This is a genomic window from Methylobacillus gramineus, assembly GCF_020532675.1.
Lineage (GTDB): Bacteria > Pseudomonadota > Gammaproteobacteria > Burkholderiales > Methylophilaceae > Methylobacillus > Methylobacillus gramineus.
Genome location: NZ_JAJAVE010000001.1, coordinates 1102745 through 1129570, shown reverse-complemented (window position 1 = coordinate 1129570; position 26826 = coordinate 1102745). Strand labels below are relative to the sequence as shown.

Below are 26826 nucleotides of genomic sequence, written 5' to 3'. Positions count from 1 at the left end.
GAATGCAGTAAAATTGGCCAGATGATCTCAAGCTCTCACTTTCCTCCTTATATTGTCTCGCCAGCACACCCTGGTTTTATTTCATGACCACCACTGATTCCGTGATTCTGTGTGCCACTGCACGCCTGGTACGGGCTTTGCAGCTAGACCATGACCAGGCACAAAGTGCCAGCGGTTTGAAACAATGGCCGTCACTACCTGCATCTACCGTGAGTCTGTGGCTGGATGGATTATTTGAGCAGGCCTTGCTGACGGGTGAGCTAGAGCTGGAACAAGCGCCTGCCGGTATGTTAAGCAGTCTGCAGGAGCGCATGCTGTGGGAGCAGGTGATCGCGGATAGTTTGTCTGAGGATATGTTGCAGGCGCTGTTCGATATCAAAGGACTCGCCCTGGCAGCTCAGGAAGCTCATCGACTACTGCTTGAGTGGCGCTTGCCTGCTCCAGAGGCCTCGCAGAGTGAGGAAGTCACGCAGTTTCTGGCTTGGCGGCGAGAGTTTAATCTACGTTGCCAGCAAAGTGGCTGGCTGGAAGCACCGCGTTATTTCAATTGGCAAGTGAACATGCTGGCACAAGGTCTGGGCCGGCTACCTGACATATTATATTTTGCTGGTTTTGACCGCATCACGCCACAGGTGGCACACCTGCAAGAAGTACTGGCAGCGCGCGGTGTCAGGGTACAACCCTACAATATCGGCTTGTCACATGCGGGACATCATGGACATGTCACTTTGCCTGACCAGGAAGCAGAATGCCGTGCAGCAGTGGGATGGGCAGCGGCCCTGTTGCAGCAGAATCCACAAGCCCGGCTCGGCATAGTCGTACCTGAGCTGGCCAAGCTACGCAACAGCATTGCCAGCCTGCTGGATGATGTTTTACACCCGGCATGGGTACGCCCGGCCTCTGTGGAGGCACCACGTCATTACGATTTCTCTCTAGGCCTGCCGCTGGATAGCCAGCCGGTGGTGCAGACAGCGCTCGCGTTGTTACGCTTTTTTACGCAATACAAGGTGGAGCAGCAGGCATTTTCCAGCTTGTTGCATCAGCCTTATTGGTCGGCAGCGGTCAGCGAAGGCGATGCCCGGGCGCAGCTTGATGCCCGCATGCGGGAATGGCTACCACTGTCGATCAGTATGCCGCGCTTGCTCAAGTTTGTGCGCCAGGCAGGGGATGGAGAGCGGCCGATCATGCTGAAGCAGTTGCAGTTCCACATGCAGTCAGCAATCAGTGTGTTGCAGGGCCAACCCAGGCAGCAGAGGCCTTCTGCCTGGGCCAGCACTATTCGCGAAGTGCTGGATGCCCTGGCCTGGCCAGGCCAGCGCAGTCGCTCCAGTTTCGAGTTCCAGGCAATCAAGGCGTTTGAAAAGGCGTTGCAGGCACTGGCAACATTGGATGTACTGGTCAAGCCCATGAAGGTGGGAGAGGCGATTGCCCGCCTCAATGAATTATGTCGTGAACAGATATTCCAGCCCGAGGCCGAAGGAAATGTGCAGATTCAGGTCATGGGGATGCTGGAGAGTGTGAGTAAGCCGCTCGATGGACTGTGGGTGATGGGAATGAACGATCACGTCTGGCCACCTGCTCCCAGGCCCAATCCGTTATTGCCTGCCGCCATGCAACGTAGTGCCGGCTTGCCGAATGCGGATAGCGCGGTACAGGCTGCATTTGCCACCATTATTCATCAGCGCTTGTTGAAAAGTGCCCATGAAGTGATTTTTTCCAGTGCTGAAAAAGAGGGTGAACGTGAGTTGCGCCTTAGTCCTATGGTGATGGATATTGCTGTACTGGAGTATGAGCTACCGCAGATATTGACCCTGGCTGAACGTCTCGCCATCCCGGAACCAGACAGACTGCAGTTCATTGATGATCATCTTGCGCCTGTTGTCGGTGAAGGCGAGCATGTCTCTGGAGGTACCGGTTTACTGAAAGCGCAAGCCATTTGCCCGGCCTGGGCGTATTTTCAGTACCGTTTGCATGCACGTGCATTGAAAGCGCCCGTCAATGGGCTGGATGCGGCCGAGCGCGGTACCCTGGTCCATGCGGTACTGGAGCACTTCTGGCTCGGACGTGGGCTGGCTGAGCTGCAGGCCATGGATGAACCCGCATTGAGTCTGGCGCTTGCAGTTGCCGTGACTGCAGGGCTGGATACCTTTGCCAAGACCTGTGATGAACCTTTAAGTAGTGCTTTTATTGCCCTGGAAACTGAGCGCTTGATCAAGTTAGTGGGTGCCTGGCTTCACTTTGAGAAAACCCGCGAAACCGATTTCAGGGTACTGGCGAGCGAGCAAAAGCAGCAAGTGAAGATTGAAGGCGTGGATATCACGCTCATCATTGATCGCATTGATTTGCTGGAGGATGGGCGCCGTATCATCATGGATTACAAGACTGGGCGTAAACCCGATACCAAAAACTGGGCTGAAACGCGGATCACCGAGCCCCAATTACCTGTTTACGCGGCCTTTTCACTGGCAGATGAACATGGCGATGGCGAGATTGCTGCCATCTGCTTTGCCATGGTCAAGACAGCAGAGCATGCCTTTGCAGGACTTTCTGCTGATGTCGTCCTGCCTGCCGTTCCTGGCCTGGACGAGAAAAAGGCCCGTGAATTATTTCCTGAATCTGACTTTCCTGACTGGCACTCAGTCTTGGCGCATTGGCGTGACAGTGTGACGGCGATTGTGCAGGAGCTGAAAAGTGGGGAAGCTGCTGTGCGGTTGAATGATGAAAAACAATTGGCCTACTGTGAAGTGTTGCCATTGCTACGCATCCCGGAGCGGCGTTTGCAGTTTGAGCGGCAACAAGCCCAGGCCGGAGATGGGCGATGAGTGAGCAGGATTTCTTGTTACAGGAAGATAGCCATAGCCGTCAGCGTGCTTTGGATCTGGAGTCCTTCATTGTCGAGGCGCCTGCGGGGGCAGGCAAGACCGAGCTACTGACACAGCGTTTTCTGCGCTTGCTGACCATGGTGCAGGAGCCGGAAGAAATTATCGCGATTACATTCACCAACAAGGCGGCGGCAGAAATGCGTGCACGCGTGCTGGATAGTTTGCTGATGGCGGCAAATGGCGTGGTGCCGGCGCAGAAGCATAAACAACTGACTTTCCAGTTGGGCCAGTTGGCGCTGCAGCATGCGGCTACATTGCACTGGCAGTTGCTGGAAACACCCTCGCGTCTGCGCATCTTTACCATAGACTCTCTCAGCAGCCATCTTGCGCGTCAAATGCCTTTGTTAAGCCGCTTTGGCAGCCAGCCTGCAGTGAGTGATGACGCCAATCCCCATTACCAGGCGGCAGCCGAACGTACATTGGCCATGGTGGATGACGAGGGTGTGGGTGAAGCAGTACGACATGCCTTGCGTTATGTGGACAATGATGTTCAGAAACTGACGCAGTTGCTCATCAGCATGCTGGGCAAACGTGATCAATGGCTGGACTATGCCAATCGGCAAGATGCACCACAGGCTGCAGAGCTTGCCCTGCAACATCTGATTGCGCAAGATATCGAAGCCGCGGCGCAGATTCTGGACAAGCGATTGCAACAGGCCTTGATGCCTGCTGCAAGATTTGCGGCAGGCAATTTGGCCTGCGAGGTTCCCGTGGCTTTGCTGCGTGACTGGGATACACCGGTACCAGCCACTGCCCAGGCCTTACCCGTCTGGAACGCGCTGGCTGATTTGCTGCTCACAGGTACTGGCACTTTGCGCAAGACGGTGAACGTCAAAAATGGTTTCCCGCCGACTCCCGAGTCCAAGCCATTCAAGGAGCAACTGGCAGCGGTGGTCGATGCCCTGCATGCGACTGCCGGTGCTGAAAATGCCTTGGCAAGGTTACGTTGCCTGCCTTATCGCCATGATGAACAAAGCTGGCAGATGGTGGCTGCGCTGGCGCAATTGCTCAAGTTGGCGGTAGCACAGCTATGGCTGGTGTTCCAGCAGGTTGGGGAAGTGGATTTCGTCGAGGTTTCACAACGTGCGTTGCAGGCGCTGGAAGATGAAGAGGGCACGCCGACAGAGCTGGCCCTCAAGCTGGATTACAGTATCCGTCATCTATTGGTGGATGAGTTTCAGGATACTAGCCCGGGCCAGGTCAAGCTGCTGCAGCGGCTTACGCAGGGATGGATGCCTGATGATGGGCGTACCCTCTTTGCCGTGGGTGATCCCATGCAGTCCATCTATCGCTTCCGCAAGGCCAATGTTGGCCTGTTCCTGGAGGTGGCACAAGAAGGCATAGGCGATCTGCATTTGCAACGTCTGCAACTTTGCCGTAACAACCGTTCCTGTCCGCCTGTCATTGAGTGGATCAACAAGACCTTTGATCGGGTATTCCCAGCCCAGGATAGCGTAGTGCAAGGGGCTATCCGCTACCGGGAGTTTGTCGCTACACGTGACGATGAGGCTGGTACTGGTGTAAATGTGCATCCCCTGATTGCCAGCCAGGATGAAGCGACCGAGGTGACCCGCATCCGCGAGGCGGAACAGGTTGTGGAGATAATCCGCCAGGAATGGGCGCAATATCCTGCAAGACGTATCGCGGTGTTGGTACGTGCACGTAGCCATTTGGCCACACTGGTGGCTGAGATACGGCGCCATCATGCCGACCTGCATTTTCAGGCTGTGGAGATTGAATCGCTGGCAGGCCGCCAGAGCGTGCAGGATTTACTCGCACTCACTCATGCCCTGTTCCAGCGTGCTGACCGCGTCAATTGGCTGGCCATATTGCGTGCACCATGGTGTGGTCTGAGTCTGGCCGACCTGCATGTGTTGGCGGCGGATGACCGAGTGCGTACTGTATGGTCCTTGCTCATGGATGCACACAAACTGCAGTCTATGAGTGCAGATGGTCAGGCGCGCGCCTTGCACTTGCGGCAGGTGCTGGTTGAAGCCTTGGCACATCAGGGCAGATTACCCGTGAGTCGCTGGCTGGAAAGCACCTGGCTGATGCTGGGTGGCGCCCAATGTCTGTGGGACGCGGGTGACATTGTCGATGTGCAGGCTTATTTCAGGCTGGTAGACCAACTAGAAAACCAGGGACAGCTGACGCTGGAACGACTGAATCAAGAGGTGGAAAAGCTCTACGCCGCCCCGGATATCCATGCCAGTGGTCAATTGCAGTTTATGACTATCCATAAATCCAAGGGGCTAGAGTTTGATACTGTCATTCTGCCCGGCCTGGAACGAAAGACTGGCGGCAATGACACGCCGCTGCTGTTATGGGAGGAAGTGGCAGTTGAAACCGATGCAGGCGTGAATATCGAGTTGGTGGCAGCGCCATTTATCCCTAAAGGGGCGGCGGCGAAAGATGAGGTGACTCCATACAGCTATTTGAAACTGTTGGAGAAAGAGCGTGCCGATAATGAGGATGCACGTGTTCTCTATGTGGCAGCGACACGTACAGAGCGTAGTCTGCATTTGCTGGGGAGTGTGAACCTGAATAGCAAGGGGGAAATCAAGCCAGCGAGCGGGACGTTTCTTGATTTGTTGTGGCCGCATGTGGTTGCGGATTTTCTGCAGGCGGCAGAAAACTGGTCGCCACAGGCATTAATAGCTAATTCCACAACCCTTGCCATTGAGGACTTCACGCCGCAATTGATACGTCTGGCTCAACCACGTATTCCGGCGGTATTTCATGATGTCAGGCATGACGAATGGCAACAGAACCCAGTTGATGAGGGCAATGATTCATCCACTAGTTTGCTTAGCCTGGAGGCGAGTGTCGGTACGTTGGTACATCGTTATGTCGAGATGATGGCGCTCGGAGCGGATAAGATCCTGGATGATTGGGCTGCACGTCTCAGCAGCTTGCAGCCCGTCATGTCACGCTGGTTGGTGCAGCAAGGCCACGATGCAGCAGCGTCACACAAGGGTGCGGCGCAAGTTGTGCAGTTACTGCAACTGACGTTACAGAGCGAGGATGGTCGTTGGGTGTTAAAGCGACGTGACAGCGCTGCTGCTGAGCTTGCCATGGGCGCCATGGTGGATGCAGGCATCAAGCATTTGGTGGTTGATCGTACCTTTATCGAGAATGGCGAACGCTGGATCATCGATTACAAGTCCACCCGCTTGGCTGAAGATGCCGATCTCTCTACCATCAGGAAGGCGGCAGAACCCTTCAGGCCACAACTTGAAGCCTATGCGACATTGTTTGCAGATGAGGGTTTGCCCATCAGGCTCGCGGTGTATTTGATGTCTTTGGGTCGCTTATACGAATTGTCGCGTTGATCATTAAAACGTCCAAAGAGGCAGGATAGTTGTCCTGTCTTGGTTTTGCCTGGTCGATAATGACGAAAAAATGACAAGTAGTGTCAAAATTTTGTTACTCCTGTGGAAAAATTGTCACTACCCGGGCCATTAATCAAGCATCGTAAAACTTTTTGGATGGTGTTGTAAATAATTTAACTTATTGAAAATTAATGGTAATTTAATTATTTAAGTGTCGGTGGTATGCGTTTGGCACAATTGGTATATGAGTTGCTTATTAGTAATCAAACGAAACCTGCTGTGGCACATTACACTTAAATGGAAAGTATAACGATGAAAATGAAATTAGGCTTGTTGGCAGTATTGGCAGTGATCTCTGCTCCGGCAACAGCGGGCACGATTGATCTTGGGGTTGCTAGTGATTACAACGCGTTTATCTTTGGAGATTACACCACGAACGGTAACTCCACGGCGGGTGCCTTGGCAATCGGTGGTAGTGCAAGCCTGAATGGTCACAGTATTGGTAATAACCAGCACAATGATTATGCGGCAGTCATCGGTGGCAATCTTGGGTCAACTCCATGGGGTGGTAGTGCTAATGGCAGCCTCTGGGTTGGTGGCACAAACAATAAAGGCCAGGGCTATACCGTTTCTGGGCAAGTTGATACATCCGCGACGGTATCTGCTCCAGTGGATTTTGCTGCAGCCCAAACCTATCTGACTTCATTGTCCAGCGGACTTGCCAGCGTGGGAGCTACTGGTAGTTATGCTGCACAAGATCAATGGAACCAAGCCAGCAAGATATTCACAGGCTCTGGATCCAACGTTGAGTTCTTCTCCTTGAATGCCAGTGAGTTTTCTAGCTTTAACAACTTGTCTTTCTCCAGTATCGCCACAGGCACCACGCTGATTTTTAACGTTGCTGGCACAAGCGCAACATTGGGATGGCAATGGCAGAGTTTGGGTAGCAACTACAATGTGCTGTTCAACTTTTATGAAGCGACCAGTGTGACACTGCAGAACGCTTCGCTGTATGCCAATATTCTTGCGGTGGACGCTACCATCAATGGTTCAGGTAACTTATATGGCACAGTGGTTGGCGAGAGCTGGAACAATGCATTCACATTGGGCAATGGTGGTTTTGCTACTGCAAACTCATCCTTGTTTGCCGGTGTGACAGCAGCTGTGCCTGAACCTAGCAGCTATGCGCTCTTGCTGGCTGGCCTGGTAATGATTGGTTTTACAGCGACTCGTCGCAAAAGGATTTTGGCCAGAATGTAATCTAGGCCATACCATCTGAATCCCGGGGGGGATAGAGGAGGCATAGGGCGTGGGGTTGTATTACCCACGCCCTCTGTCTTTTTGCTGGTTGAGGATGGGAGTTAAGGCAGGTGACGCATGGCCTTGAAGTGGCGTCGGATATACCACACCGCAAAAATGACACCGACTACCACCAGGACAATATGGAACTGGTGGAAGTAGACTTCCAGTGCTTCCCAGTGCTGCCCAAACTTCATGCCAGCATAGGCAAGCAAATAACACCAGAGCAATGAACCGGCAAAAGTATATGCAATGAACTTGCCCATAGGCATGCGCGCAACCCCGGCGGGGAAAGCAATAAAGGTGCGTACAGCAGGTAACATGCGTCCGATAAAAATGATGATATCGCCATACTTTGCAAACCAGCGATCCGCCAGATGCAGGTCATGATGGGAAATCAATACCCATTTGCCGTATTTCTCAACCAGTGGACGTCCACCAAACATGCCGAGGTAATACGCTGGAATGGAGCCGAGTACGCAGCCCACAGCCCCTGCCAATGCGACGCCCCAGAGCGTCATTTCTCCCTTGAAGACCAGAAAGCCAGCAAATGGCATGATGATTTCTGAAGGCAAGGGGATGCAGGCGGATTCAATCGCCATCAAGAGGACGATGCCACCATAGCCCATGGTGGAGATCACCCCCATGATCCAGGCTGCAACTGCGGCAATGAGTTTTTCCAGCATGTTAAGAAAGCTCCTTGAGTAGATTCTTGATGAAGTCTGTACGTTGAGAAATATCCACGTATTGTACGGTGATGCGTAGTTTGTCCGGGCCATTCATCCGGCAGCGGCGATCGCGTTGTAGCAGGCTCACCAGCTTGGTCGGATCGAGTTCCGTGGTTTGGGCAAAGTGCAATTGTATGGCTGAGTCACTGGCGTCTATTTTATTGATGCCCAGAGGCTTGGCAGCGATACGCAGCCTGTGGCAGGCCATCAAGGCATCGCCTTGTTCCGGTAATAGACCAAAGCGGTCTATCAGCTCTTCCTGCATGGTATCGAGGTCATCGTCGTCATTGCAGTTGGCCAGGCGTTTGTAAAGCACCAGGCGCTCATGCACGTCAGGACAATAATCATTGGGCAATAGGGCAGGGGTGTGCAGGTTGATTTCGGTAGTCACGCCCAGGGGTGCTGAAAGATCAGGTTCCTTGCCTGCCTTGAGTTGCTTGACCGCATGGCTCAGCATATCGGAGTAGAGTGTAAAGCCGATTTCCTGCATTTCACCGCTCTGGTTATCCCCTAGCAATTCGCCTGCCCCGCGGATTTCAAGGTCATGCATGGCCAGGTGGAAGCCTGCTCCCAGGTCTTCCAGCAATTGGATGGCATCCAGCCGTTTTTGCGCCTGTGGCGTGATATTGCGGTCTGGGTCGGTCAGGAGGTAGGCGTAAGCCTGGTGGTGGGAACGACCTACGCGGCCACGCAGTTGATGCAGCTGGGCCAGGCCGAACATGTCGGCGCGGTTCATGATGATGGTATTCGCGGTGGGGACGTCAATGCCGGTTTCAATGATGGTGGTGCATAGCAGCAAGTTAAAACGTTGCTGGTAAAAATCACGCATCACGTGTTCCAGTTCCCGCTCACGCAATTGACCATGCGCAATGCCGATATGGGCTTCTGGCAGTATACGTTCCAGTTTTTCCTTCATGACAAAAATGGTATCCACTTCGTTATGCAGGAAATATACCTGGCCGCCGCGCTTGAATTCGCGCATGGCCGCTTCACGGATGATGCCTTCAGAATAATCGGTTGCGAAAGTCTTGATCGCCAGCCGTTTCTGCGGTGGTGTGGCAATCACGGAGAACTCGCGCAGGCCTTCCATCGCCATGGACAAGGTACGCGGGATAGGCGTGGCAGTCAGCGTCAATACATCGACCTCGGCACGCATGGCCTTCAGTTGTTCTTTTTGTCGTACACCAAAGCGGTGCTCTTCATCCAGGATGACCAGGCCCAGGTTCTTGAAGTGAATATCTTTCTGGATCAGGCGGTGGGTACCAATGACGATATCAATGCTGCCATTTTCCAGGCCTTTTAGTGCCTCGGCTTGTTCCTTGGCCGTGCGGAAGCGGGAGATTTCCGCAATCTTGATCGGCCATTCGGCAAAGCGGTCACTGAAATTATTAAAATGCTGTTCCGCCAGCAGGGTAGTAGGGACCAATACGGCGACTTGCCTGCCGCCCATGACGGCGACAAAGGCGGCACGTAATGCAACCTCTGTCTTGCCAAAGCCCACATCGCCACATACCAGTCTGTCCATGGGGCGGCCAGACTGCATGTCACTGATGACGGCTTCAATCGCGGAGAGTTGATCCGGGGTTTCTTCAAACGGGAAACCCTCGGCAAAGGCTTCGTAATCCTGCAAACTGAGCTTGAATGCATGGCCTTTGCGTGCAGCACGTTGGGCATATAGGTTGAGCAGCTCTGCAGCAGTGTCTCTGATCTGCTTCAGGGCTTTTTTCTTGGCTTTTTCCCAGTGACCGCTACCCAGCCTGTGCAAAGGGGCAGATTCTGGCGGGCCGCCAGAATAGCGGGAAATCAGGAATAACTGCGAAACCGGGACATACAGTTTGTCATCACCGGCATATTCCAGCAGCAGAAACTCGGTTTCTCCCTCACCAAAGTCGATATTGGTCAGCCCGCGATAGCGGCCTACGCCATGCTGCTCATGCACCACCGGGTCGTGCTCGCGTAGCTCGGACAAATCTTTGAGCATGCCCTCGGTATTGCGCTGCTTTTCCTTGTCGCGCCGACGTTGCTGGCGCACGGTGTTGGCATAGAGTTCAGCTTCGGTAATGACGGTAATATGTCTTGACTCAAAACCTCCATGCAAGGGGCTGATACCCAGCATGACATTATCTTCACCATGCTCAAATGTGGTCCAGCTATCACAGGTCTGGTAAGTGATATGGTGATCACTAAACAGCTGGGCCATGGTTTCCCGGCGTCCAAGGCTTTCTGCCGTGATCAGGATACGACCCTTGAAACGGCGGATGTAATCCTGCAGTTTGTGTAATGGTTTTTCAGCCCGGCGATCTATCTCTAGTGCGGGCAGTTTTTTCTCTGGATCCAGCGTGAGCTGGATGCGAGCCCAGGCATGGCTTTGGCCAAAAAATTCATCCGCCTTGATTAGCAAGGCTTCTGGTTTAAGAATGGGGCGTTCTGGGTCGTGTGCCAATTGTCGATAGCGCGACTGGGCATCCAGCCAAAAGGCCTGAGCCGCAGTGTCCAGGTTGCCATGCATGCATAGCACCGCAGTCTTGGGAATGTAGTCAAGCAGGGTAGAGGACTGCTCAAAGAACAGCGGTAGATACCACTCTATGCCCCCGCTTGCCTGGCCTTTGGAGATGTCCTTGTAGATACGGCTACGCGAAGGATCCCCTTCAAAAGTCTCACGGAAATTTTGCCTGAAGCGTGAAATACCGTTTTCATCCAGAGGGAACTCACGCGCGGGAAGCAGCCGAATTTCCGCTACCGGGTAGAGGCTGCGCTGGGTATCCACATCAAACGTGCGTATGGTCTCGATTTCGTCATCAAACAAGTCCAGCCGATATGGCAGTACGCTGCCCATGGGAAATAAATCGACCAGGCCGCCACGTACGCTGAATTCTCCCGGACTCATGACCTGACTGACATGATGGTAACCAGCATCGGCACATTGTGTACGCAGTGCTTCCAGATCAAGCTTCTGGCCTTTTTTCAGCATAAAGGTATGTGCTGACAGATATGCATGCGGTGGCAGGCGCACCAGCGCAGTGGAAGCTGGCACCAGAATCACATCACAGGTATTCTGGCTCATCTGGTAGAGCGTGGCGAGGCGTTCCGAGATCAGGTCCGGATGGGGCGAGAAGTGATCGTAAGGCAGGGTTTCCCAGTCCGGCAGCATAAACACACGCAGTTCATGCGCAAACCAAGGGATTTCCTCCAGCAACCTTTGCGCATCAAAGGCACTGGCTGTAATCACCACCAGTGGCGACTTGGCGGATTCCGCGAGGCGTTGCTGCGCCAGCTGGGCGAGCGCCAGGCTATCTGTGCCAGGAGCCAGTGGGTTGATGCGTGTTGAATGACCGGGTGCCGGAACGGGCAGGGAAAACTGCATGAGAGTGCCGTTACATATTGAATAAGCGGCATATTATAGCCGCTAGCGGGGATGCCCGGCTATGCTGGATTGAGGAGGCTGGATTTATACCTGCATGCACAACCCATAGCTGGCAGCATATGCAGCGATGGATCATGCTTGCTTACAGTCACTTGACTACTTATTGCTGGGTTATTTTGCCAATAGCTTGCTAATTTGCGCTTCGGCCGCACTCCAGTATTCCACCGGATTGCCTGCAAAGTGATTGCGTTCAGCCAGGAAATACGCCGCTACTTCCACCATGCGATAGCGCTCTTCAGGGCTGATCTTGTGTGTGGTCTTGATGGATTTGGTGGAAGATTTTTCTGCCTTGGCAGCCGTTGTCTTGGCTGCTTTGGGCGTTGCGGTGCTCTTTGCGACTACAGGCTTTGCTGATGCGGCTGTTTTGGGCGTGGTGCTTTTTTTTGCGGTAGTACTTTTGGGTGTAGCCATTTCGGTTCCTTTCGTTAAGAGGGACTTCCATGCTGCTGTCAGGCGGTAACCTTCACGCCATCATATTAAACCGTTCCGCCTACCGTCAAGCCATCTATGCGCAATGTTGGCTGACCAACACCGACAGGCACGCTTTGACCTTCCTTGCCGCAGGTACCCACGCCGCTATCCAGCGCCATGTCGTTTCCTATCATGGAAACACGTGTCAGCACGTCAGGACCATTGCCGATCAGCGTTGCTCCCTTCACGGGATAAGCCAGCTTGCCGTCTTCTATCATCCAAGCTTCAGCGGCAGAAAATACAAATTTCCCACTGGTGATATCGACCTGACCACCGCCAAAGTTTGCAGCGTACAGGCCTTTCTTGACGGATTTGATAATTTCTTCTGGCGCCATGTTGCCATTCAACATGTAAGTGTTGGTCATGCGTGGCATCGGGATGTGAGCATAGGATTCACGTCTCGCATTGCCAGTCAGCGCCATACCCATGAGGCGGGCATTGAGGCTGTCTTGCAAATAACCACGCAGGATGCCGTCCTCAATCAGTACTGTACGCTGCGTCGGGTTGCCTTCATCATCCACATTCAGTGAACCACGGCGATCTGCAATCGTGCCGTCATCCACCACGGTTAATCCTTTGGCTGCGACTTGCTGGCCAATGGCATTGCTGAAAGCCGAGCTTCCCTTGCGGTTGAAGTCGCCTTCCAACCCATGGCCGATGGCTTCATGCAGCAGGATTCCAGGCCAGCCAGCACCTAGTACCACGGTCATGCTGCCAGCCGGGGCAGGGCGTGCTTCCAGGTTGACCAATGCCTGATGGACGGCTTTCTGGGCATAGTCCTGTAAAACGTCATCGGTGAAGTAACTATAATCAAAACGTCCGCCGCCGCCTGCCGAGCCTTGCTCACGACGACCATTGTGTTCTGCAATTACCTGGATGGACACGCGAACCAGCGGCCTGATATCGGCGGCCATCACGCCATCGTGGCGTGCCACCATGACTACTTCATATTCGCCGGCAATCGAGGCCATCACTTGAGTGACGCGTGAATCTGCCTTGCGTGCGAACAGCTCCAGTCTTTCCAGTAGCTTCACCTTGGCTTCGGCACTCAAGGAGGCAATCGGGTCCTGAGGCAAATAAAGTTGCGGCGCCTGTACCTTCTGGATGATCTTTCCTTGTTGCTCAGAGCCCAGTGAAGCAATGGCGCGCGTGGCATTGGCCGCTTGCTGTAGCGCTGGCAGGTTGATGTCATCCGAGTAGGCAAAAGCGGTTTTCTCGCCACTAACAGCCCGTACGCCTACTCCTTGGTCTATGCTGAAATTGCCGGATTTGACCTGGCCTTCTTCCAAACCCCAGCTTTCTGAACGGCTATATTGAAAGTAGAGGTCTGCATAGTCCACTTTATGCGACATGATGCTGCCGATGACATTCTGCAGATGCCCGACATCCAGCCCGGTGGGGGCGAGCAGAGTCTCACTCGCTGTATGGAAGTGAGAGTGTTCGGCAGGGCTTGAAGCAGTGGGCAAAGTATCGGGTTTCATGGCTTGCTTTTCTAAAGTAATGCGGAATACGACTGTTAACCATCATAGCAGCCGTTTTGCGGCTAGGGGCTAAGGATTTTCTGTAATTTGATGCTCTGTTAAAGGGTATCTTGGGGCTGAATATGATTTTTCAATCTGGATCACTCATTCTGGTGTCGTATCACAGCGTACGATGTTTCAGTGCAGGCAGGCTTTTACGCAGGCTCTGCATATATGCGGTGTTGATGGAGGAAATCACGATACCTGAACCACGAGGCAATCTATCCTGAACCACGCCCCAGGGATCAACAATCATGCTGTTGCCATGCGTTTCACGGCCAGAGGCGTGATAACCACCTTGTGCGGGTGCCAGCACATAGCACAGGTTCTCGATGGCACGTGCCCGTACCAGGCTTTCCCAGTGTGCTTTGCCGGTGGTTTCGGTAAAAGCCGAAGGGATGGCGATAATGTCTACCTCGCCCATGGCACGATAGAGTTCAGGGAAACGCAAGTCATAGCAAATAGAAAGTCCCAGCTTGCCAAAAGGGGTGTCCACGGTCACCACTTTTGACCCCGGTTCTATGGTGTTTTTTTCCTTGTAATGCTCGGTTCCCAGGTCAAAGCCGAATAAGTGGATCTTGTCATAGCGAGCCACCTGTTTGCCTTTGTCGTCATATACCAGGCAGGCATTGCGTACTTTGTCCGGATTGTCCGTGGCCAGGGGAACTGAACCACCAATCAGCCATACCTGGTGTTTCTTGGCTGTTTTGGAAAGAAATCGCTGAATGGGGCCCGTGCCTTCGTTCTCGCATGCAGCTACTTTGTCCGTATCCTTGAGTCCCATGATGGCGAAATATTCAGGTAGCGCGATCAGCTTGGCGCCCTGGTTGACGGCAATCTCGATCAGGCGTTCTGCCTCACTCAGGTTGGCTGCCACATAGGGGCCTGAGGCCATCTGGATGGCGGCAATTCTATGGATGCCGGGAGTCGGGTGTTTGGGGTGTTTGGTTTTAGTGACTTTGTCACCTGATTTGATCGCCATGGCTTGGGTTCCGGACAGTTGGGCTTATATTGTGCCTATCGTTTATTGCATTTATCTTCCTAGCGGAGTGACCGCTGGATCATTATTTTTTGTTTTGCTTTCTGCCTTCACTTCTACCGGGTTATCCCAGGTGCCGATAAACTCGTATTCCGAGGAAGCAAATTGGTTTAATGGGTCTTTCAACAGTTTTTGGGCGATATAAGTGGCAGCGCCCACTACCGGGCCGCCTGCCAGGGCAGCAATCGAGAGGCTGTCACTGATATAGGGGGTAACTTTGACACGAAGGTGCTGGGTTTCCTTCTGCAAATTGGTTTCCCCTTTCATTTCCACCAATGCCGTTGGGCCTTCCAGGCGGAAGTCATCGCTGCGCATAATGCCATTATCAATGCTGACATTGGCGCCAATCTTGTCGAAGGCAAAGCCGCTGCTGAACACATCGCGGAAATCAAACGTCAGGCGACGCGGCAGATTTTGCAATGTCAATACACTGAACAGGCGTCCGACACCTGGTTGTATTTTCAGAATCTGTCCCTTGCGTACATCCAGCTGCAGGTTGCCGCTCAGCAATGTCGTTTCAAATTCATGTGGGCTGCCTGGCCACTTGAGCTGTCCGGTCAGGTTGGCAGTGCCTCCCTTGATTGTACTTGGGTAGCCGAAACGCTCCAGGGTTTGGCCAAGATCGCTGATCTTCCAGTTGATGTTAAGCCGTGTGTTCGGAGCGCGCTTCCAGTTATGCCATTCACCTTCTGCCATCAACTCGCTTTCCGGGTTGCTGATGCGCAGTTTTTCTATACTCCAGTCATCATCCTGCTCGCTGGCTAATAGCTCCAGTTTGCCCAGTTTCTTTTTGCCAAACTCAAAACTGTCAGCCACGATATCCAGGGATGGATATTCGGTGATATTCCCCTGCTGGCTGAATTTCCCCTGAGTGCGCAATACCGCTGTGTCCGGCGTGGCGGAAGGGGATAACAGTCGTTTGAGGCGGGCAACGATTTTGCCATTGCCCTGGCTGAGCCACTGGATATCACCATTCATTTCCTGACTTTGCACATTCATTTGCCAGCCACCCTTGATCGCGTTGGCATTCAGTTTCAGGTCGTTGATGCGGCGATCAAAAATATCAAACTTGGCAACTGAAAGATCAATTTTCCGGATATTGGCATTGTTCGAACTGGCCCCATTGCTGGTATTGCCATTGGCGGTACCTGAACGTTCGGACAGTGCGCGCCACTCATCAATATCCAGGTGGTCAATATTGCCATGCACGGTCAGCCCTGGTTGCTGGGGAAGTTCAGCCAGGGTGTTGAAGGCGATGTCGCCGCGCTCCAGCGCCAAAGCCCCATTTTGCTTGGTGCGTAGCAATTTTGCGCCGAGGATATTGCCGTAATTGATACTGATCGTATCCTGCTGGGGAGACTGCTGTTTTTTCTCTATTTTGAGCGGGACTTTTTCATCGCTGCTCTTGTTCAATGGGAATGGCAGGCTGGATGTGATGCCCGCCAATGATGAACGGATCGAGATATCTGCCTGGTTAGGCGCGATATTGATATCGCCATACCAATCAGTGGTGCCAAAAATACGGTCGGAGAAACCTGGGCCAAAGCCAGCACGCAGTCCCGCATCGGTGACACGCCCGCGTGCATTGATACGAATAATGCGATCTTTATCCGAGGCCAGGTTGACGATGGCCGGGCCACCATACACCCAGGTATTGAGATTTTGTCCGCGTAGTATAGATTCCGTGAACTCCAGTTTGCCGTTGATACGGCTTAGCTCGGGGACGTCTACGCTGCTGAGTGTACCGTTGGTGATCGTATAGCTGCCCTTGACCTTGGTGGCATCGGTATCGTGCAATGGAATCAGCAGGTCAAGCGCCAGTTTGCCGTTGCCGCTGGTTTGTAGGCCCTGGGTAAAGCCGCCGGTGATGTCCTTGAGCGGGCTGTTGTTTAGATATTGAATGCCATTGCTGACCAGCCCTTGTCCCTCGCTGATGACACTGAGGACAGGCTGGTGGGAGTCCAGAATGGGAATGACGACCTTGCTCTTGATGACCTGGGTGCCAAGTGTGCTGCCACTGGTGGCATTGAGCTCCATGCGGTTGCCCTGGAACAGCATGTCCAGGGCAATTTTTTCAATCTTGGGCCAGCCAGGGGCGAATTCCAGCTCACCATCGTGAATCTTGGCTTTTACCTGGAACAGGCCATTCTTGTTGCCATCAAATGGGAAGTCATGCAAATGTCCCTTGATAGTGACGCTGACATCTTCACTTTTACCCGCCCGAATCGAGGTATCCAGCCAGTCCATGGTGGTTTCACCCAACACCAATGGGTAATAAAAGCGGGCATATTGACCGTCTACCCGGTTGAATTTGGCTGCCAACTCCAGCATGCCGCCTTTCACATGGTTGTTCAGAAAGCTGGCGTTGATGGCACCTGCCAGGTGCTTGTTTGAAATGGCCAGATTATTGACCCGCACATCTGTTTTGCCGTCATTGGTCTGCCATTTTATCTGCCCGCTAAGCTTGTCTGCGGGTAACGGCCAGCGCAGTATGCCCTTGACATCAACCTCTGCATTTATTGCATTCAGTGCCACAGTGCCACCTGCTTCGCTGGCATCAATAGTACCGTTGAGCTTGCTAAAGCCGGGAATGTGCCCATAAGCCTGCATACCTAGTTCACTGAACTGGGTATGCAGTTTGTAGGTTTCCGGAAAGCCGCCATGACTGTTCCAGGCCAGATTGAGCTTGCGTAAAATGCCTACAGGCTGGATGGCGGCCAGGGCCTGCATGGGTTTTTCTGGAATGGGGAAATAAGCTGCCAGTGCATGTGCAGATTCCAGCTGAATTTCATCCAATGCTATCTGGCCTTCAATGCTTTCCTGTTTGCCCTGCTTGCGTTCACGTATCACTACCTTCCCGCTTTGCATATCCAGGCCGCTAGGCGTGGCGATCTTGAGATTCTCGGCGCGGACTTCCTGTCCATCCTTGTGCTTGATCCAAGTCAGCCTCCCGGAAAGTTTATCCAATGCAACATCAGGCTGGTTCTTGATCATGCGGCTAACAACATTGCTCAATAGCACATCCGTAGTCAATTTCTCTGGGGTTCCGTCTGCAAACTCTAGCCAAAGCCGTGAAGCGCCATAACCTTGGCGGATATCCATTAGTTGTGGCAACCATTGGCGCCATGCCGCGATGTTGGTGCCTTCTGCATGGGCATATAGTGTGCCGTGCCACTGATCAGGCTGGCTGATATCCTTGCCATACAGGTTTCCACGCAAATCGATGGGCTGAGACGAGCCTGCTGAGGGCTGTGCTTGCAGTCCAAAGCGGTGATGACCAACCAGGCCTTCCCAGGCTGGACTGTCGATACGCAGATTAAGCTGGGTCAAGGTGAGGGGGGGGGCCTTGCGTAAGTCATCCTGCCAGGTAATGGTCGCATTGCTGACATTGATGTGGGATTGGCGCAACAGCCAGTTGGTGAACTGTGGTCGTGCCGGGCCGCCAGTAGGAATACCAGCAACATAGACCGTGCCATCAATTTCACGACGTATTGTTAATGCGGGGTCATAAATAATGATGGAGGAAAAGCGTGGTTCCAGCAGGGGAATACTGAGCCAGGACAAGCTGGTTTCAATATGATCAAATGAGAGTGCCACGCGGTTCTCATGGTCATAAATGTCGATGTTATGCAGGCTCAACCTTGGATTCAGGCCATTCCAGCTTGCGTGGATTTTACCTATGGTGACGGGTTGCCCCATTGCGTTACTTACCAGTTGCGTGATTTTTCCCTGATATTCACCCACATTGGGCAATACCAGATAGCGCAAGCTGAGCACGATAAGGGAAAACGCAATGATGATGAACCATAGCGCGGCAAGTGTGGCACGGTAACACCAGAGCAGGGAGTTTTTGACCATATTATTTTGTTGCAGCGTCATCGGCCTAATACCGCATGACTTGTGCCATCAGAAGCATTCTTGAGAAGTAAGCCAGAGTATTTCATTGGCGTGGCTATTGGTCAACGCTTAAACGCTTTGAATCAGCCTTCTGGCACGAAAGTAGCCCTTCATAGCTTACAATATCGCTTTTCGTGATACTCCGGTGTGACCAATATTCACGCTGGAGATTCAGTATTGAGTAAATTGCATTGATCCAACTTAAAAATATTAATCTTGCACGTGGCGTCAAGCTGCTGGTGGAAGGCGCATCTTTTCAGCTACATCCTGGGCATAAAGTGGGTCTTGCTGGTGCCAATGGCGCAGGCAAGTCCAGTGTGTTTGCGATGCTCAGGGGCGAGCTGCATCCTGAGTCTGGCGACCTTGATATACCTCAGCACTGGACCATTGCGCATGTGGCACAGGAAACGCCAGCCCTGAGTGATCCTGCCATTGAATTTACGCTGGATGGGGATGTTGAGTTGCGGCAGGTGGAAGCTGCGTTGCGTCAGGCAGAGACTGATGGCAAGGGTGAGGCCGTCGGCGAGCTGCATGCCCGGCTCGGGGAGATCGAAGGCTATTCCGCGCGTGCGCGTGCGGCTGAATTACTGCATGGACTGGGGTTCAGCAGCGCCGACCTGCAGCGACCTGTATCAGATTTTTCTGGTGGCTGGCGTGTGCGGCTGAATTTGGCACGCGCGCTCATGTGCCGCTCAGACCTGCTATTGCTGGATGAACCGACCAATCACCTGGACCTGGATGCCGTCATCTGGCTGGAAAACTGGCTCAAGGATTACCGCGGTACTTTATTGCTGATCTCGCATGACCGGGATTTTCTGGATGCGATCGTCAATCATATCGCGCATATCGAGCAACAGAAGCTCACGCTCTACCGTGGTGGTTATTCAGATTTTGAGCGGCAACGTGCGGAGCGTTTGCTCCAGCAACAATCCAATTACGAACGCCAACAGCGTGAGGTCGCTCACCTGCAGGGATATATCGATCGCTTCCGTGCTAAAGCCACCAAGGCCAGGCAGGCGCAGAGCCGTATCAAGGCATTGGAGCGCATGGAAATGATTAGTGCTGCCCATGTGGATAGCCCGTTCAGTTTCGGTTTCCGAGACCCGGTTGCGGCACCAGACCCTTTACTGGTGCTGGATGAGGCGGATGCCGGGTATCAGGACAATGTCATACTCACGCGCATCATGTTGACCCTGCGCCCAGGCGAACGGCTGGGCTTGCTGGGCCGCAATGGGGCGGGTAAGTCCACATTGATCAAGTTGCTGGCAGGCAATATGTCTCCATTGCAGGGCAAGCGCGTGGAAGGTAAAGAGCTCAAGATCGGCTATTTTGCCCAGCATCAGCTGGAGCAGTTACGTCCTGATGAGTCCCCTTTGCAGCATATGCTGCGCCTGGATTCCCAAACACGCGAACAGGAGCACCGCAATTATCTAGGTGGCTTCGATTTTCGTGGCGAGATGGCAACCAGCCCTTGTGGCGCATTTTCCGGCGGAGAAAAATCACGGTTAGCGCTGGCCTTGCTGATCTGGACCCGCCCCAATTTATTATTGCTGGATGAACCTACCAACCATCTTGATCTTGAAATGCGCCATGCCCTCACCCTTGCCTTACAGGACTATCAGGGGGGAGTCGTGCTGGTGTCGCACGACAGGGCATTGTTGCGTACCAGCTGTGACCGTTTCTTGCTGGTGGCGGATGGCAAAGCCGATGTGTTTGATGGTGATCTGGATGATTATAAGACCTGGCTGGCTGAACAGCGCCTGCAGGAAAAAGCGGCGGAAGAAAAAACCTTGCCTGCTAGCGGCAAGAATGCCTGGGCACAGAGCAAGGCAGATCGCCAGGCGAGATTGGTAGAGCGTCGTCCTATTTTGAAAGAAGCCGAGCAACTGGAAAAGAAAATCGCAAGCTGGCAGCCAGAAAAAGATCAGTTGGATCAGGCTCTGGCAGCGCCTGAGCTGTATCAAGATCCGGATAAGAGCAAGTTGCAAGGCTTGCTCAAGCGCCAGGCTGAGCTGGCACAATCCATAGGGCAGGCTGAAGAGCGATGGCTGGCGCTACAGGAGCAGCTGGAAGCACTGCCCGAAGTCAATTAGGTTGATGCCCATGCATATGGTGCGGCCTCAAGCGACCTGTTAACAATGAAAAAGGATCAAGATGGATATCACTTACTCTAAACGCCTGATATTGCTTTACGTACTTTGCCTGAATGAGGCGCGCAGTGCAGATAGCGAACCTCCTAGTACCAGTCTGGAAGATTATGACGTAATTGAGGCGGCTACCTATCTGGCTTGTTATATCGCTTTCCGTGCCATCAAGCAGGCAGAGCGCTCACCTGCGGACGAACGCCTCGAAAATTTTGACATGCTGGCTGTGTATCAAGCTTATGCCATGCTGATTTATACGTATTTGACACTGCCGCTGGCTGATGAGGGGATTGAGCCAGAATACAAAACGGCTGCAGTCACAATTGCGCGTTCCTTGTTCTCAGAACTTGAAAATGAAGAGCTGGCAGAGATCATTGAGTCTGGTAGCCATAAGTACCAGTTAATTGGTGATGCGGAGTCAGAGCACTGGATGAATTATCGCCAGGACCTGGAAAAAGCACTGATTGCCTTTGTGATTGCAGCCACCGACGAAGACGCGCCATTTGAGAAGGAAGCACTTATCCCGATGTTGGGTGCCTTGCTCAGCATGTTGTGCGAGGCTTTTGCCAGCGAGTAGGCAGCACCATCTGTGCTGCCTTGATCAATGGCGTTCAGGCAGCGAGTGAAAGAGAACTACTGCTGCTTTGTTCGGTATTGCCGTAGGTAGAGATCAGCTGGCTGATTTGTAAGCTGATTTTGTTGCCTGCCCGCGCTTGTTCAGATTGAGCTTGGCTGGCATTTCCCTGTTGCTGCTGGGATTGTTCATAAGCCATGGCTTCCTTTGCACTGACCTTGCCGTCCTCATTCGTGTCTGCAGCCTCAAAGTTGGCTGCTACATTGCTCATCAGGCTGGACAGCTTGCTGTCCGATGTACTGGAAGCAATACTTTCCAATTCATTCTGGGTATAACCTTCATCTTCCTCGCCTTCATTCTGAGGGGGAGGAAGTGGGGGCATACCGCCTTGAACGCGGGCATTATCAAACTGACTGTTGAGCTGACTTAACAGGTTGGTGACGCCATCCGTCAGTTCACTCTCGGTCAATTTGTCGTCGCTGTCACTATCCAGCGCGCTGAATAGTTCATTCACGCTGCTGTCGCTATCCGAACTGTCAATACCGTTAAATGCGGTTTGCAGGTCCGCCTGCTCGATATAGCCTTTGTTGTTCGTATCAATTTTGCTGAATATCGAGCTGGCGATTTGAGAGGCATTACCATTAATGCTGCTGATCATGATCTTCTCCTTGTTTGGTCGTTGGGAGCGGCTTTTTTCCGCATGCAATTGCTAACGACCAGAATGCCCGAGTTTTTTGGGCCCAAGGTGTAAAGCCGGGTAAAGCTGTGTAAATTTGCTGAAAGAGCTTGATTCCACGCAAAGAATATATAAAAAGCCCCTAGATAGGGGCTTGGTAATCAAGGGCTAAATACTATACGTTGAGCGAAAGTGATGCTGCGCTTTGAGTCACGGTTGTGCTGGTATACACCGAGTCCAGCAAGCTTTGTTGCTGCGCAGGATTGTTAGCAAAGCTGGTTTGAAGCGCTAATCGGTCTCTATCCTGGTTAGCTGCATCAATCAATGCGGCGGTCTGCTGGTTTTGCTGAAAAGCGAGCTGCTCACCGAGGCTAACCCGACCATCAAGATTGATGTCTGCCTGGTCAAACTCCAGTATGGAAAGGCCACTTTCCAATCTTGAGGTATCCAGCTGGCTGTTCAGTTGACTGACCAGATTGTTAGTGTTGACCGTGAGGGTACTCACTGCATTGGCCTGTGTGGCCAGGGTCGCCTGTTCCTGTGCTGGAACATTGGCTGCCTGAAGATTGTTCAATACGGCTTGCACGCTAGCAACACTGCTATTGTTAAGGCCGGTTTGCCTGACAGGCAATGGGCTATTAATCGTTGAAGCACTTGCATTGATAGGACTGATAGGGCTAACCATGATGATCTCCTTTATTCGGTCATGTTCATTAGCAGTCTTAGCGCACTGCTATTTTCCATGACGGGAATTCCTGAGTTTTTCATGCTGAGGCAGACAGCAAAATCCCAGTCTGCCCCGGTAGTGCTAATACTTACCTTATGTAAAACATGACCTAGCGGGGGGGAAGTAGTTCCCCCGATTTTTTCTCCAACATGGGTGGGCGTTGCTCACGTGGGCCATGGGTGCGGGTTTGGACTTGTTCCCATTTTGCCAACTGATCTGGAGTGAGGAGCGCTTTTATACTCACTTCTGTGTTCACACGAGTGACAATCGAGTCGGCAATGAGCTTGCCCAGCTGTTCTGCCAGCAGTCGAATTTTCTTCTGGTCAACATCCGAGCCACTAGCCTGCTTGTTCAATGCTTCACGCAGCTTGTGTTGCTGCTTGAAGTTATCGCGGATTGCCGGGGCTTGAGCATGTAACAGCACAAATATCCTGTCTTGCTGTACTTCGTTCAGGTCTAGCCCTGACAGGTGTGGAGGCAAATCAAATAAGCCGGTGCGAGGTTCATGGCCGGCATGAAATGGAGGGGGCTCGTGACCGGGGGCAGGGAATTCACTTGGCTCGGCATGGGCCATGCCTGATATCAGCGAAAATAGCCCGGTCATCATGATCAATGGTGTTAGGTGGGCGCGATATGTTTTCATGGCTTTACTTTCATCTTAATGTGAGGTTGTGGCTGAATTCTGCGGTCCATTCCTGTAAGTTGCTGTTAATTATGGGTAAAGAAAGGTAAATGTCGATGTCCGCAGGTTATGCCATCCTGCTTAAGCGGATATGATGTCGATCATAGATTGAGAGATGTGTAGACTGCCCCATGACTAAAGTATTGCTGATAGATGATGATGTGGAACTGGTGAACCTGATCCGGGAGTATCTGGTGCAGGAAGGCTTTGAGGTGGAGTGTGCATATGATGGTGAAACCGGGATTGTGTACGCTGAGTCTTTATCGCCCACATTGATTGTGCTCGATGTAATGATGCCCAAGCTCAATGGGATAGAAGTATTACGACGCATACGCGCTAATAGCAATGTGCCGGTGCTGATGTTGACCGCCAAAGGCGATGATGAGCATCGCATTGTCGGGCTGGAGCTGGGTGCTGATGATTATGTGCCCAAGCCCTGTACGCCGCGCGAGCTGGTAGCACGTATTCGTGCCATTCTGCGCCGCATCGCGCCTTCTGCCGTCAGTCAGCCCGCGCAGATTGCGGTGGGTGACCTGGTGATCTGGCCAGAACGGCGGCTGGTGGAGTGGGCGGGAAATCCCGTCAACCTGACCAGCACGGAGTTCAATTTGCTGGAAGTCCTGGTGAGGCAGGCCGGGCGGGTAGTGAGCAAGAGTGACTTGTCCACGCTGGGGCTGGGGCGACCGCTGACACGATTTGACCGTACCATAGACGTTCACCTTAGCAGCATACGCCAGAAGCTGGGTATCATGACCGATGGTCGTCAATGCATACAAACGGTGTATCGTATGGGTTACCAGCTGATTAAAGAATAAATATGGGCAGGTTATTCTGGAAGTTTTTCTTCTTTTTCTTTCTCGCACAGATGACTTCCATTATCGGGGTCAGCCTGTTTTTCTGGTTTTCTGCCCATCAGGATAGTCAGCGGCTGGAACATGAAATCCGTACTGGCCCGACTGCCATGGCCCTGATCGATGCGGCTGCTGAAACCTTGCACCACGGTGGCGAAGATGCCTTGCTCAACCTCTTGCAGCAGTGGGCGCAAAAGCCCATGCCACAGGTGTATGCAGTGGATGAGGAGGGGAATGAGTTGTTGCAGCGCCCGATTTCCGGCCCTATGCACCATGCATTGACCAGTAATGATGATCATCGCGCCATTCGCGAAGGCACAACGCCTGATGGTAAGGCTTACCATCTGTTCGTGCCTGCACATGGCATGCATGCTGGTGCTATGTTAGTTCCACCGGATCATATGCGGCATGGTCCTCCTCCAGGCATGATGGGAGGGCCTCCAGGTCCAAGACGTGGGCCTATGTTCCCGTGGGCGCCAATCTGGGGTGGTGTGATTGCCAGTCTTGTGTTCGCTGGACTCTTAGCCTGGTATGTCTCCAAGCCGATCAAGGGTTTGCGTAATGCGTTTGACCGTGTTGCCGGAGGCAACCTCAAGGCCAGAATTGGCCCTGCCATGGGGCGTCGCCGTGATGAGCTGGTCGATCTTGGCCGCAGTTTTGATCGCATGACCGAACAGCTGGATGCCTTGATGCAGGGGCAGAAACGCCTTCTGCATTATGTCTCACATGAAATGCGCTCGCCACTTGCCCGATTGCAGGTAGGGATAGGCCTGGCCAAGCAAAGCCCGGAAAAGCTGGATGCCACGCTGGATCGCATAGAGATGGAGTCCATGCGTATGGATAAACTGCTGGGGGAAGTGCTTGAGCTTTCCAGGCTGGAGTCTGGCGTCATGGCACTCAAGAAAGAAAAGGTCATGCTGGGAGAACTGCTGGATAGCGTGGTGGATGATGCGAGATTTGAGGCAAGTGCCAAGAATATCCATATTCATAGCAACATTGCCGCAGATGCAGAGCTTGAAGCCCAGCCTGATCTGCTCTATCGCGCCATAGAGAATGTCCTGCGTAACGCAATTAAATACAGTCCCGATTACAGTGAAGTGCACCTGGAAACGGCAATACGCGATAAACAATGCGTATTGTTGATTACTGACCGGGGAGCAGGGATCCCAGAGTCCGAACTGGAGCATATTTTCCAGCCATTCTATCGTGCAGACAGTTCAGGCCAGATTGCAGGCCATGGATTGGGGCTCGCCATCACCAAGCAGGTGCTTGATCTGCATAATGGCGTGATTCATATCCAGAACCTCACTGGCGGTGGGTTGCGCGTGGAGATCCTGTTACCTATTGCTTAAGGTTGAGGCGGCGTTGGACCCAGGGCATCTTCAAACAGCGTGCGATAGGCTTGGACACCGGCAGTGAGTGGATAATGCTGGACAATCGTCGACCTGGCGGCATCTCGCATAGCTTGCAGTCTATCAGGATCAGCAAATACCCGATCTACCGCATTGGCAATTTCTTCTGTCGAAAAGAAATCGACCAGCAGGCCGTTTTCTTCATGCGTGATGACTTCTTCCACTGGTGCAGTCTTTGAGCCTATGACCAGGCAACCCGCAGACATGGCTTCCAGCATGGACCAGGAAAGTACAAACGGCACAGTGAGGTAGAGGTGGGCCGAGGATATTTGCAATACCCGCAGGTATTGCTGATAGGGTAGCTTGCCCAGAAAGTGCACCCGGCTTCGATCCAGGCCTTGAACTTCTTGCAACAACTGGGCGCGATAAGTTTGCCCATCCGGCAGTTTACGGCCATAGCTCACGTCATCTCCACCCACAATCAACACCTGGCAGTGAGGGCGTCGCTTGAGGATTTCAGGTAGGGCGCGCATGAAGATATGAAAACCGCGATACGGTTCCAGATTGCGCGACACATAGGTGATGACTTCATCTTGCCGGGTCAGGATTAAACCAGAGCCCAGGCGTATCCAGGCACTGCGGTCAGGGATAGCCGCCTCGGTATTGATGCCTTCATGGATCAAGCGAATTTTGTCTCGATATGCTGCTGGATAGAGATTGCGCTGCCATGCTGTGGGGCTGATGCCGATGTCAGCCGCATTTAAGGAGAGCAGGTTAGTGATGTTCTTGGTACGAATGCGTAAATAATCATCCAGTACCAGCGGGTACTCAGGATCAAAACCCGCATCTGCCCCATGGGTCTGGTAAAAGAACTCAAAAAAGGTCAGCAGTGGCGTATCAGGGTAGATATCCTTCGGATAGATGGCTTCCCCCCAGCCCATGTGCGCGACGATGACATCTGGCTGGTAACCACGCTCTTTCAGTTGCAGCAGGGCTCTTGCCACACTCTGGCCACGGATCACATGTCCTTCTATCGGTGCCAAGTAGGCATGAACGCCTTCGGTGGCGTTGCGCGCAGGTTTGTATTCAAGACGTTGCACTCCTGCCATGCCTGGAGCATGTGCCTCGCAAAGGCTGAGCACCTGATGTTGGCCTTCATCAATCAGTGATTGCGCAATATGGCGGAATTGCCCAGGGAAGTTCTGATGAATAAAGAGGATGTTCATCG

17 protein-coding genes are annotated in these 26826 nt (G+C 52.9%); 7 read left to right on the top strand and 10 right to left on the bottom strand.

What is annotated here, in order from left to right; translation table 11 throughout:
- Positions 1-83 precede the first annotated feature (83 nt).
- The 3 genes from LG201_RS05215 to LG201_RS05205 all read left to right on the top strand — a co-directional run bounded on the left by LG201_RS05215 (position 84) and on the right by LG201_RS05205 (position 7474).
- Positions 84-2822 (top strand): PD-(D/E)XK nuclease family protein, encoded by a 2739-nt coding sequence (locus tag LG201_RS05215; RefSeq protein ID WP_226771103.1) that lies wholly within the window; start codon positions 84-86, stop codon positions 2820-2822.
- A complete protein-coding gene (locus LG201_RS05210) occupies positions 2819-6214 on the top strand; it encodes a UvrD-helicase domain-containing protein (RefSeq protein WP_226771102.1) in 3396 nt (1131 codons plus the stop codon). The genes LG201_RS05215 and LG201_RS05210 overlap by 4 nt, the downstream gene beginning before the upstream one ends.
- Positions 6215-6526: 312 nt before the next feature.
- A complete protein-coding gene (locus LG201_RS05205) occupies positions 6527-7474 on the top strand; it encodes a choice-of-anchor A family protein (RefSeq protein ID WP_226771101.1) in 948 nt (315 codons plus the stop codon).
- A 101-nt stretch (positions 7475-7575) separates the two neighbouring features.
- On the opposite strand, the gene LG201_RS05200 is transcribed toward LG201_RS05205, so the two are convergent.
- The 6 genes from LG201_RS05200 to LG201_RS05175 all read right to left on the bottom strand — a co-directional run bounded on the left by LG201_RS05200 (position 7576) and on the right by LG201_RS05175 (position 18553).
- Positions 7576-8199 (bottom strand): DedA family protein, encoded by a 624-nt coding sequence (locus LG201_RS05200; RefSeq protein ID WP_226771100.1) that lies wholly within the window; start codon positions 8197-8199, stop codon positions 7576-7578.
- Position 8200: 1 nt separating this feature from the next.
- On the bottom strand, positions 8201-11605 hold the full coding sequence (mfd, locus tag LG201_RS05195) for a transcription-repair coupling factor (protein WP_226771099.1): 3405 nt from the start codon (positions 11603-11605) through the stop codon (positions 8201-8203).
- Positions 11606-11776: 171 nt separating this feature from the next.
- Positions 11777-12076, bottom strand: a complete 300-nt coding sequence (locus LG201_RS05190) for a DUF2934 domain-containing protein (protein ID WP_226771098.1) — start codon at positions 12074-12076, stop codon at positions 11777-11779.
- Positions 12077-12141: 65 nt separating this feature from the next.
- Complete coding sequence (gene tldD, locus LG201_RS05185; protein WP_226771097.1) at positions 12142-13617, bottom strand: metalloprotease TldD; 1476 nt, start codon at positions 13615-13617, stop codon at positions 12142-12144.
- A 160-nt stretch (positions 13618-13777) separates the two neighbouring features.
- Positions 13778-14638: a carbon-nitrogen hydrolase family protein gene (locus tag LG201_RS05180; RefSeq protein WP_226771096.1), complete on the bottom strand. Its 861-nt coding sequence runs from the start codon at positions 14636-14638 to the stop codon at positions 13778-13780.
- A gap of 51 nt (positions 14639-14689) precedes the next feature.
- Entirely contained in the window at positions 14690-18553 is a 3864-nt protein-coding gene (locus LG201_RS05175; RefSeq protein ID WP_226771095.1) for a YhdP family protein, read from the bottom strand.
- Positions 18554-18783: 230 nt separating this feature from the next.
- On the opposite strand from LG201_RS05175, the gene LG201_RS05170 reads away from it, so the two are divergent.
- Together LG201_RS05170 and LG201_RS05165 are read left to right on the top strand one after the other, a co-directional pair.
- On the top strand, positions 18784-20685 hold the full coding sequence (locus LG201_RS05170; RefSeq protein ID WP_226771094.1) for an ATP-binding cassette domain-containing protein: 1902 nt from the start codon (positions 18784-18786) through the stop codon (positions 20683-20685).
- A gap of 61 nt (positions 20686-20746) precedes the next feature.
- A complete protein-coding gene (locus tag LG201_RS05165) occupies positions 20747-21313 on the top strand; it encodes a hypothetical protein (RefSeq protein ID WP_226771093.1) in 567 nt (188 codons plus the stop codon).
- A 34-nt stretch (positions 21314-21347) separates the two neighbouring features.
- On the opposite strand, the gene LG201_RS05160 is transcribed toward LG201_RS05165, so the two are convergent.
- The 3 genes from LG201_RS05160 to LG201_RS05150 form a co-directional block, all read right to left on the bottom strand.
- Positions 21348-21968 (bottom strand): EF-hand domain-containing protein, encoded by a 621-nt coding sequence (locus tag LG201_RS05160; protein WP_226771092.1) that lies wholly within the window; start codon positions 21966-21968, stop codon positions 21348-21350.
- Between the two features lie 193 nt (positions 21969-22161).
- Entirely contained in the window at positions 22162-22671 is a 510-nt protein-coding gene (locus tag LG201_RS05155) for a hypothetical protein (RefSeq protein ID WP_226771091.1), read from the bottom strand.
- Between the two features lie 151 nt (positions 22672-22822).
- Positions 22823-23356: a Spy/CpxP family protein refolding chaperone gene (locus LG201_RS05150; RefSeq protein WP_226771090.1), complete on the bottom strand. Its 534-nt coding sequence runs from the start codon at positions 23354-23356 to the stop codon at positions 22823-22825.
- 170 nt (positions 23357-23526) lie between these two features.
- Here LG201_RS05150 and LG201_RS05145 point away from each other — a divergent pair, with 170 nt between their 5' ends.
- A complete protein-coding gene (locus LG201_RS05145; protein ID WP_226771089.1) occupies positions 23527-24210 on the top strand; it encodes a response regulator transcription factor in 684 nt (227 codons plus the stop codon).
- Between the two features lie 2 nt (positions 24211-24212).
- Positions 24213-25598, top strand: coding sequence for a HAMP domain-containing sensor histidine kinase (locus tag LG201_RS05140; protein ID WP_226771088.1), 1386 nt, complete (start codon positions 24213-24215; stop codon positions 25596-25598).
- Here the strand turns inward: LG201_RS05140 and LG201_RS05135 are convergent.
- Complete coding sequence (locus tag LG201_RS05135) at positions 25595-26824, bottom strand: glycosyltransferase family 4 protein (RefSeq protein WP_226771087.1); 1230 nt, start codon at positions 26822-26824, stop codon at positions 25595-25597. The two genes, LG201_RS05140 and LG201_RS05135, sit on opposite strands and share 4 nt — an antisense overlap.
- Between the last annotated feature and the right edge of the window lie 2 nt (positions 26825-26826).

Excerpts from the sequence above, each read along its gene's own strand:
- LG201_RS05215 (WP_226771103.1), top strand. The coding sequence starts at position 84 with ATGACCACCACTGATTCCGTGATTCTGTGTGCCACTGCACGCCTGGTA.
- LG201_RS05210 (WP_226771102.1), top strand. The coding sequence starts at position 2,819 with ATGAGTGAGCAGGATTTCTTGTTACAGGAAGATAGCCATAGCCGTCAG.
- LG201_RS05205 (WP_226771101.1), top strand. The coding sequence starts at position 6,527 with ATGAAAATGAAATTAGGCTTGTTGGCAGTATTGGCAGTGATCTCTGCT.
- LG201_RS05200 (WP_226771100.1), bottom strand. The coding sequence starts at position 8,199 with ATGCTGGAAAAACTCATTGCCGCAGTTGCAGCCTGGATCATGGGGGTG.
- mfd (WP_226771099.1), bottom strand. The coding sequence starts at position 11,605 with ATGCAGTTTTCCCTGCCCGTTCCGGCACCCGGTCATTCAACACGCATC.
- LG201_RS05190 (WP_226771098.1), bottom strand. The coding sequence starts at position 12,076 with ATGGCTACACCCAAAAGTACTACCGCAAAAAAAAGCACCACGCCCAAA.
- tldD (WP_226771097.1), bottom strand. The coding sequence starts at position 13,617 with ATGAAACCCGATACTTTGCCCACTGCTTCAAGCCCTGCCGAACACTCT.
- LG201_RS05180 (WP_226771096.1), bottom strand. The coding sequence starts at position 14,638 with ATGGCGATCAAATCAGGTGACAAAGTCACTAAAACCAAACACCCCAAA.
- LG201_RS05175 (WP_226771095.1), bottom strand. The coding sequence starts at position 18,553 with ATGGTCAAAAACTCCCTGCTCTGGTGTTACCGTGCCACACTTGCCGCG.
- LG201_RS05165 (WP_226771093.1), top strand. The coding sequence starts at position 20,747 with ATGGATATCACTTACTCTAAACGCCTGATATTGCTTTACGTACTTTGC.
- LG201_RS05160 (WP_226771092.1), bottom strand. The coding sequence starts at position 21,968 with ATGATCAGCAGCATTAATGGTAATGCCTCTCAAATCGCCAGCTCGATA.
- LG201_RS05155 (WP_226771091.1), bottom strand. The coding sequence starts at position 22,671 with ATGGTTAGCCCTATCAGTCCTATCAATGCAAGTGCTTCAACGATTAAT.
- LG201_RS05150 (WP_226771090.1), bottom strand. The coding sequence starts at position 23,356 with ATGAAAACATATCGCGCCCACCTAACACCATTGATCATGATGACCGGG.
- LG201_RS05145 (WP_226771089.1), top strand. The coding sequence starts at position 23,527 with ATGACTAAAGTATTGCTGATAGATGATGATGTGGAACTGGTGAACCTG.
- LG201_RS05140 (WP_226771088.1), top strand. The coding sequence starts at position 24,213 with ATGGGCAGGTTATTCTGGAAGTTTTTCTTCTTTTTCTTTCTCGCACAG.
- LG201_RS05135 (WP_226771087.1), bottom strand. The coding sequence starts at position 26,824 with ATGAACATCCTCTTTATTCATCAGAACTTCCCTGGGCAATTCCGCCAT.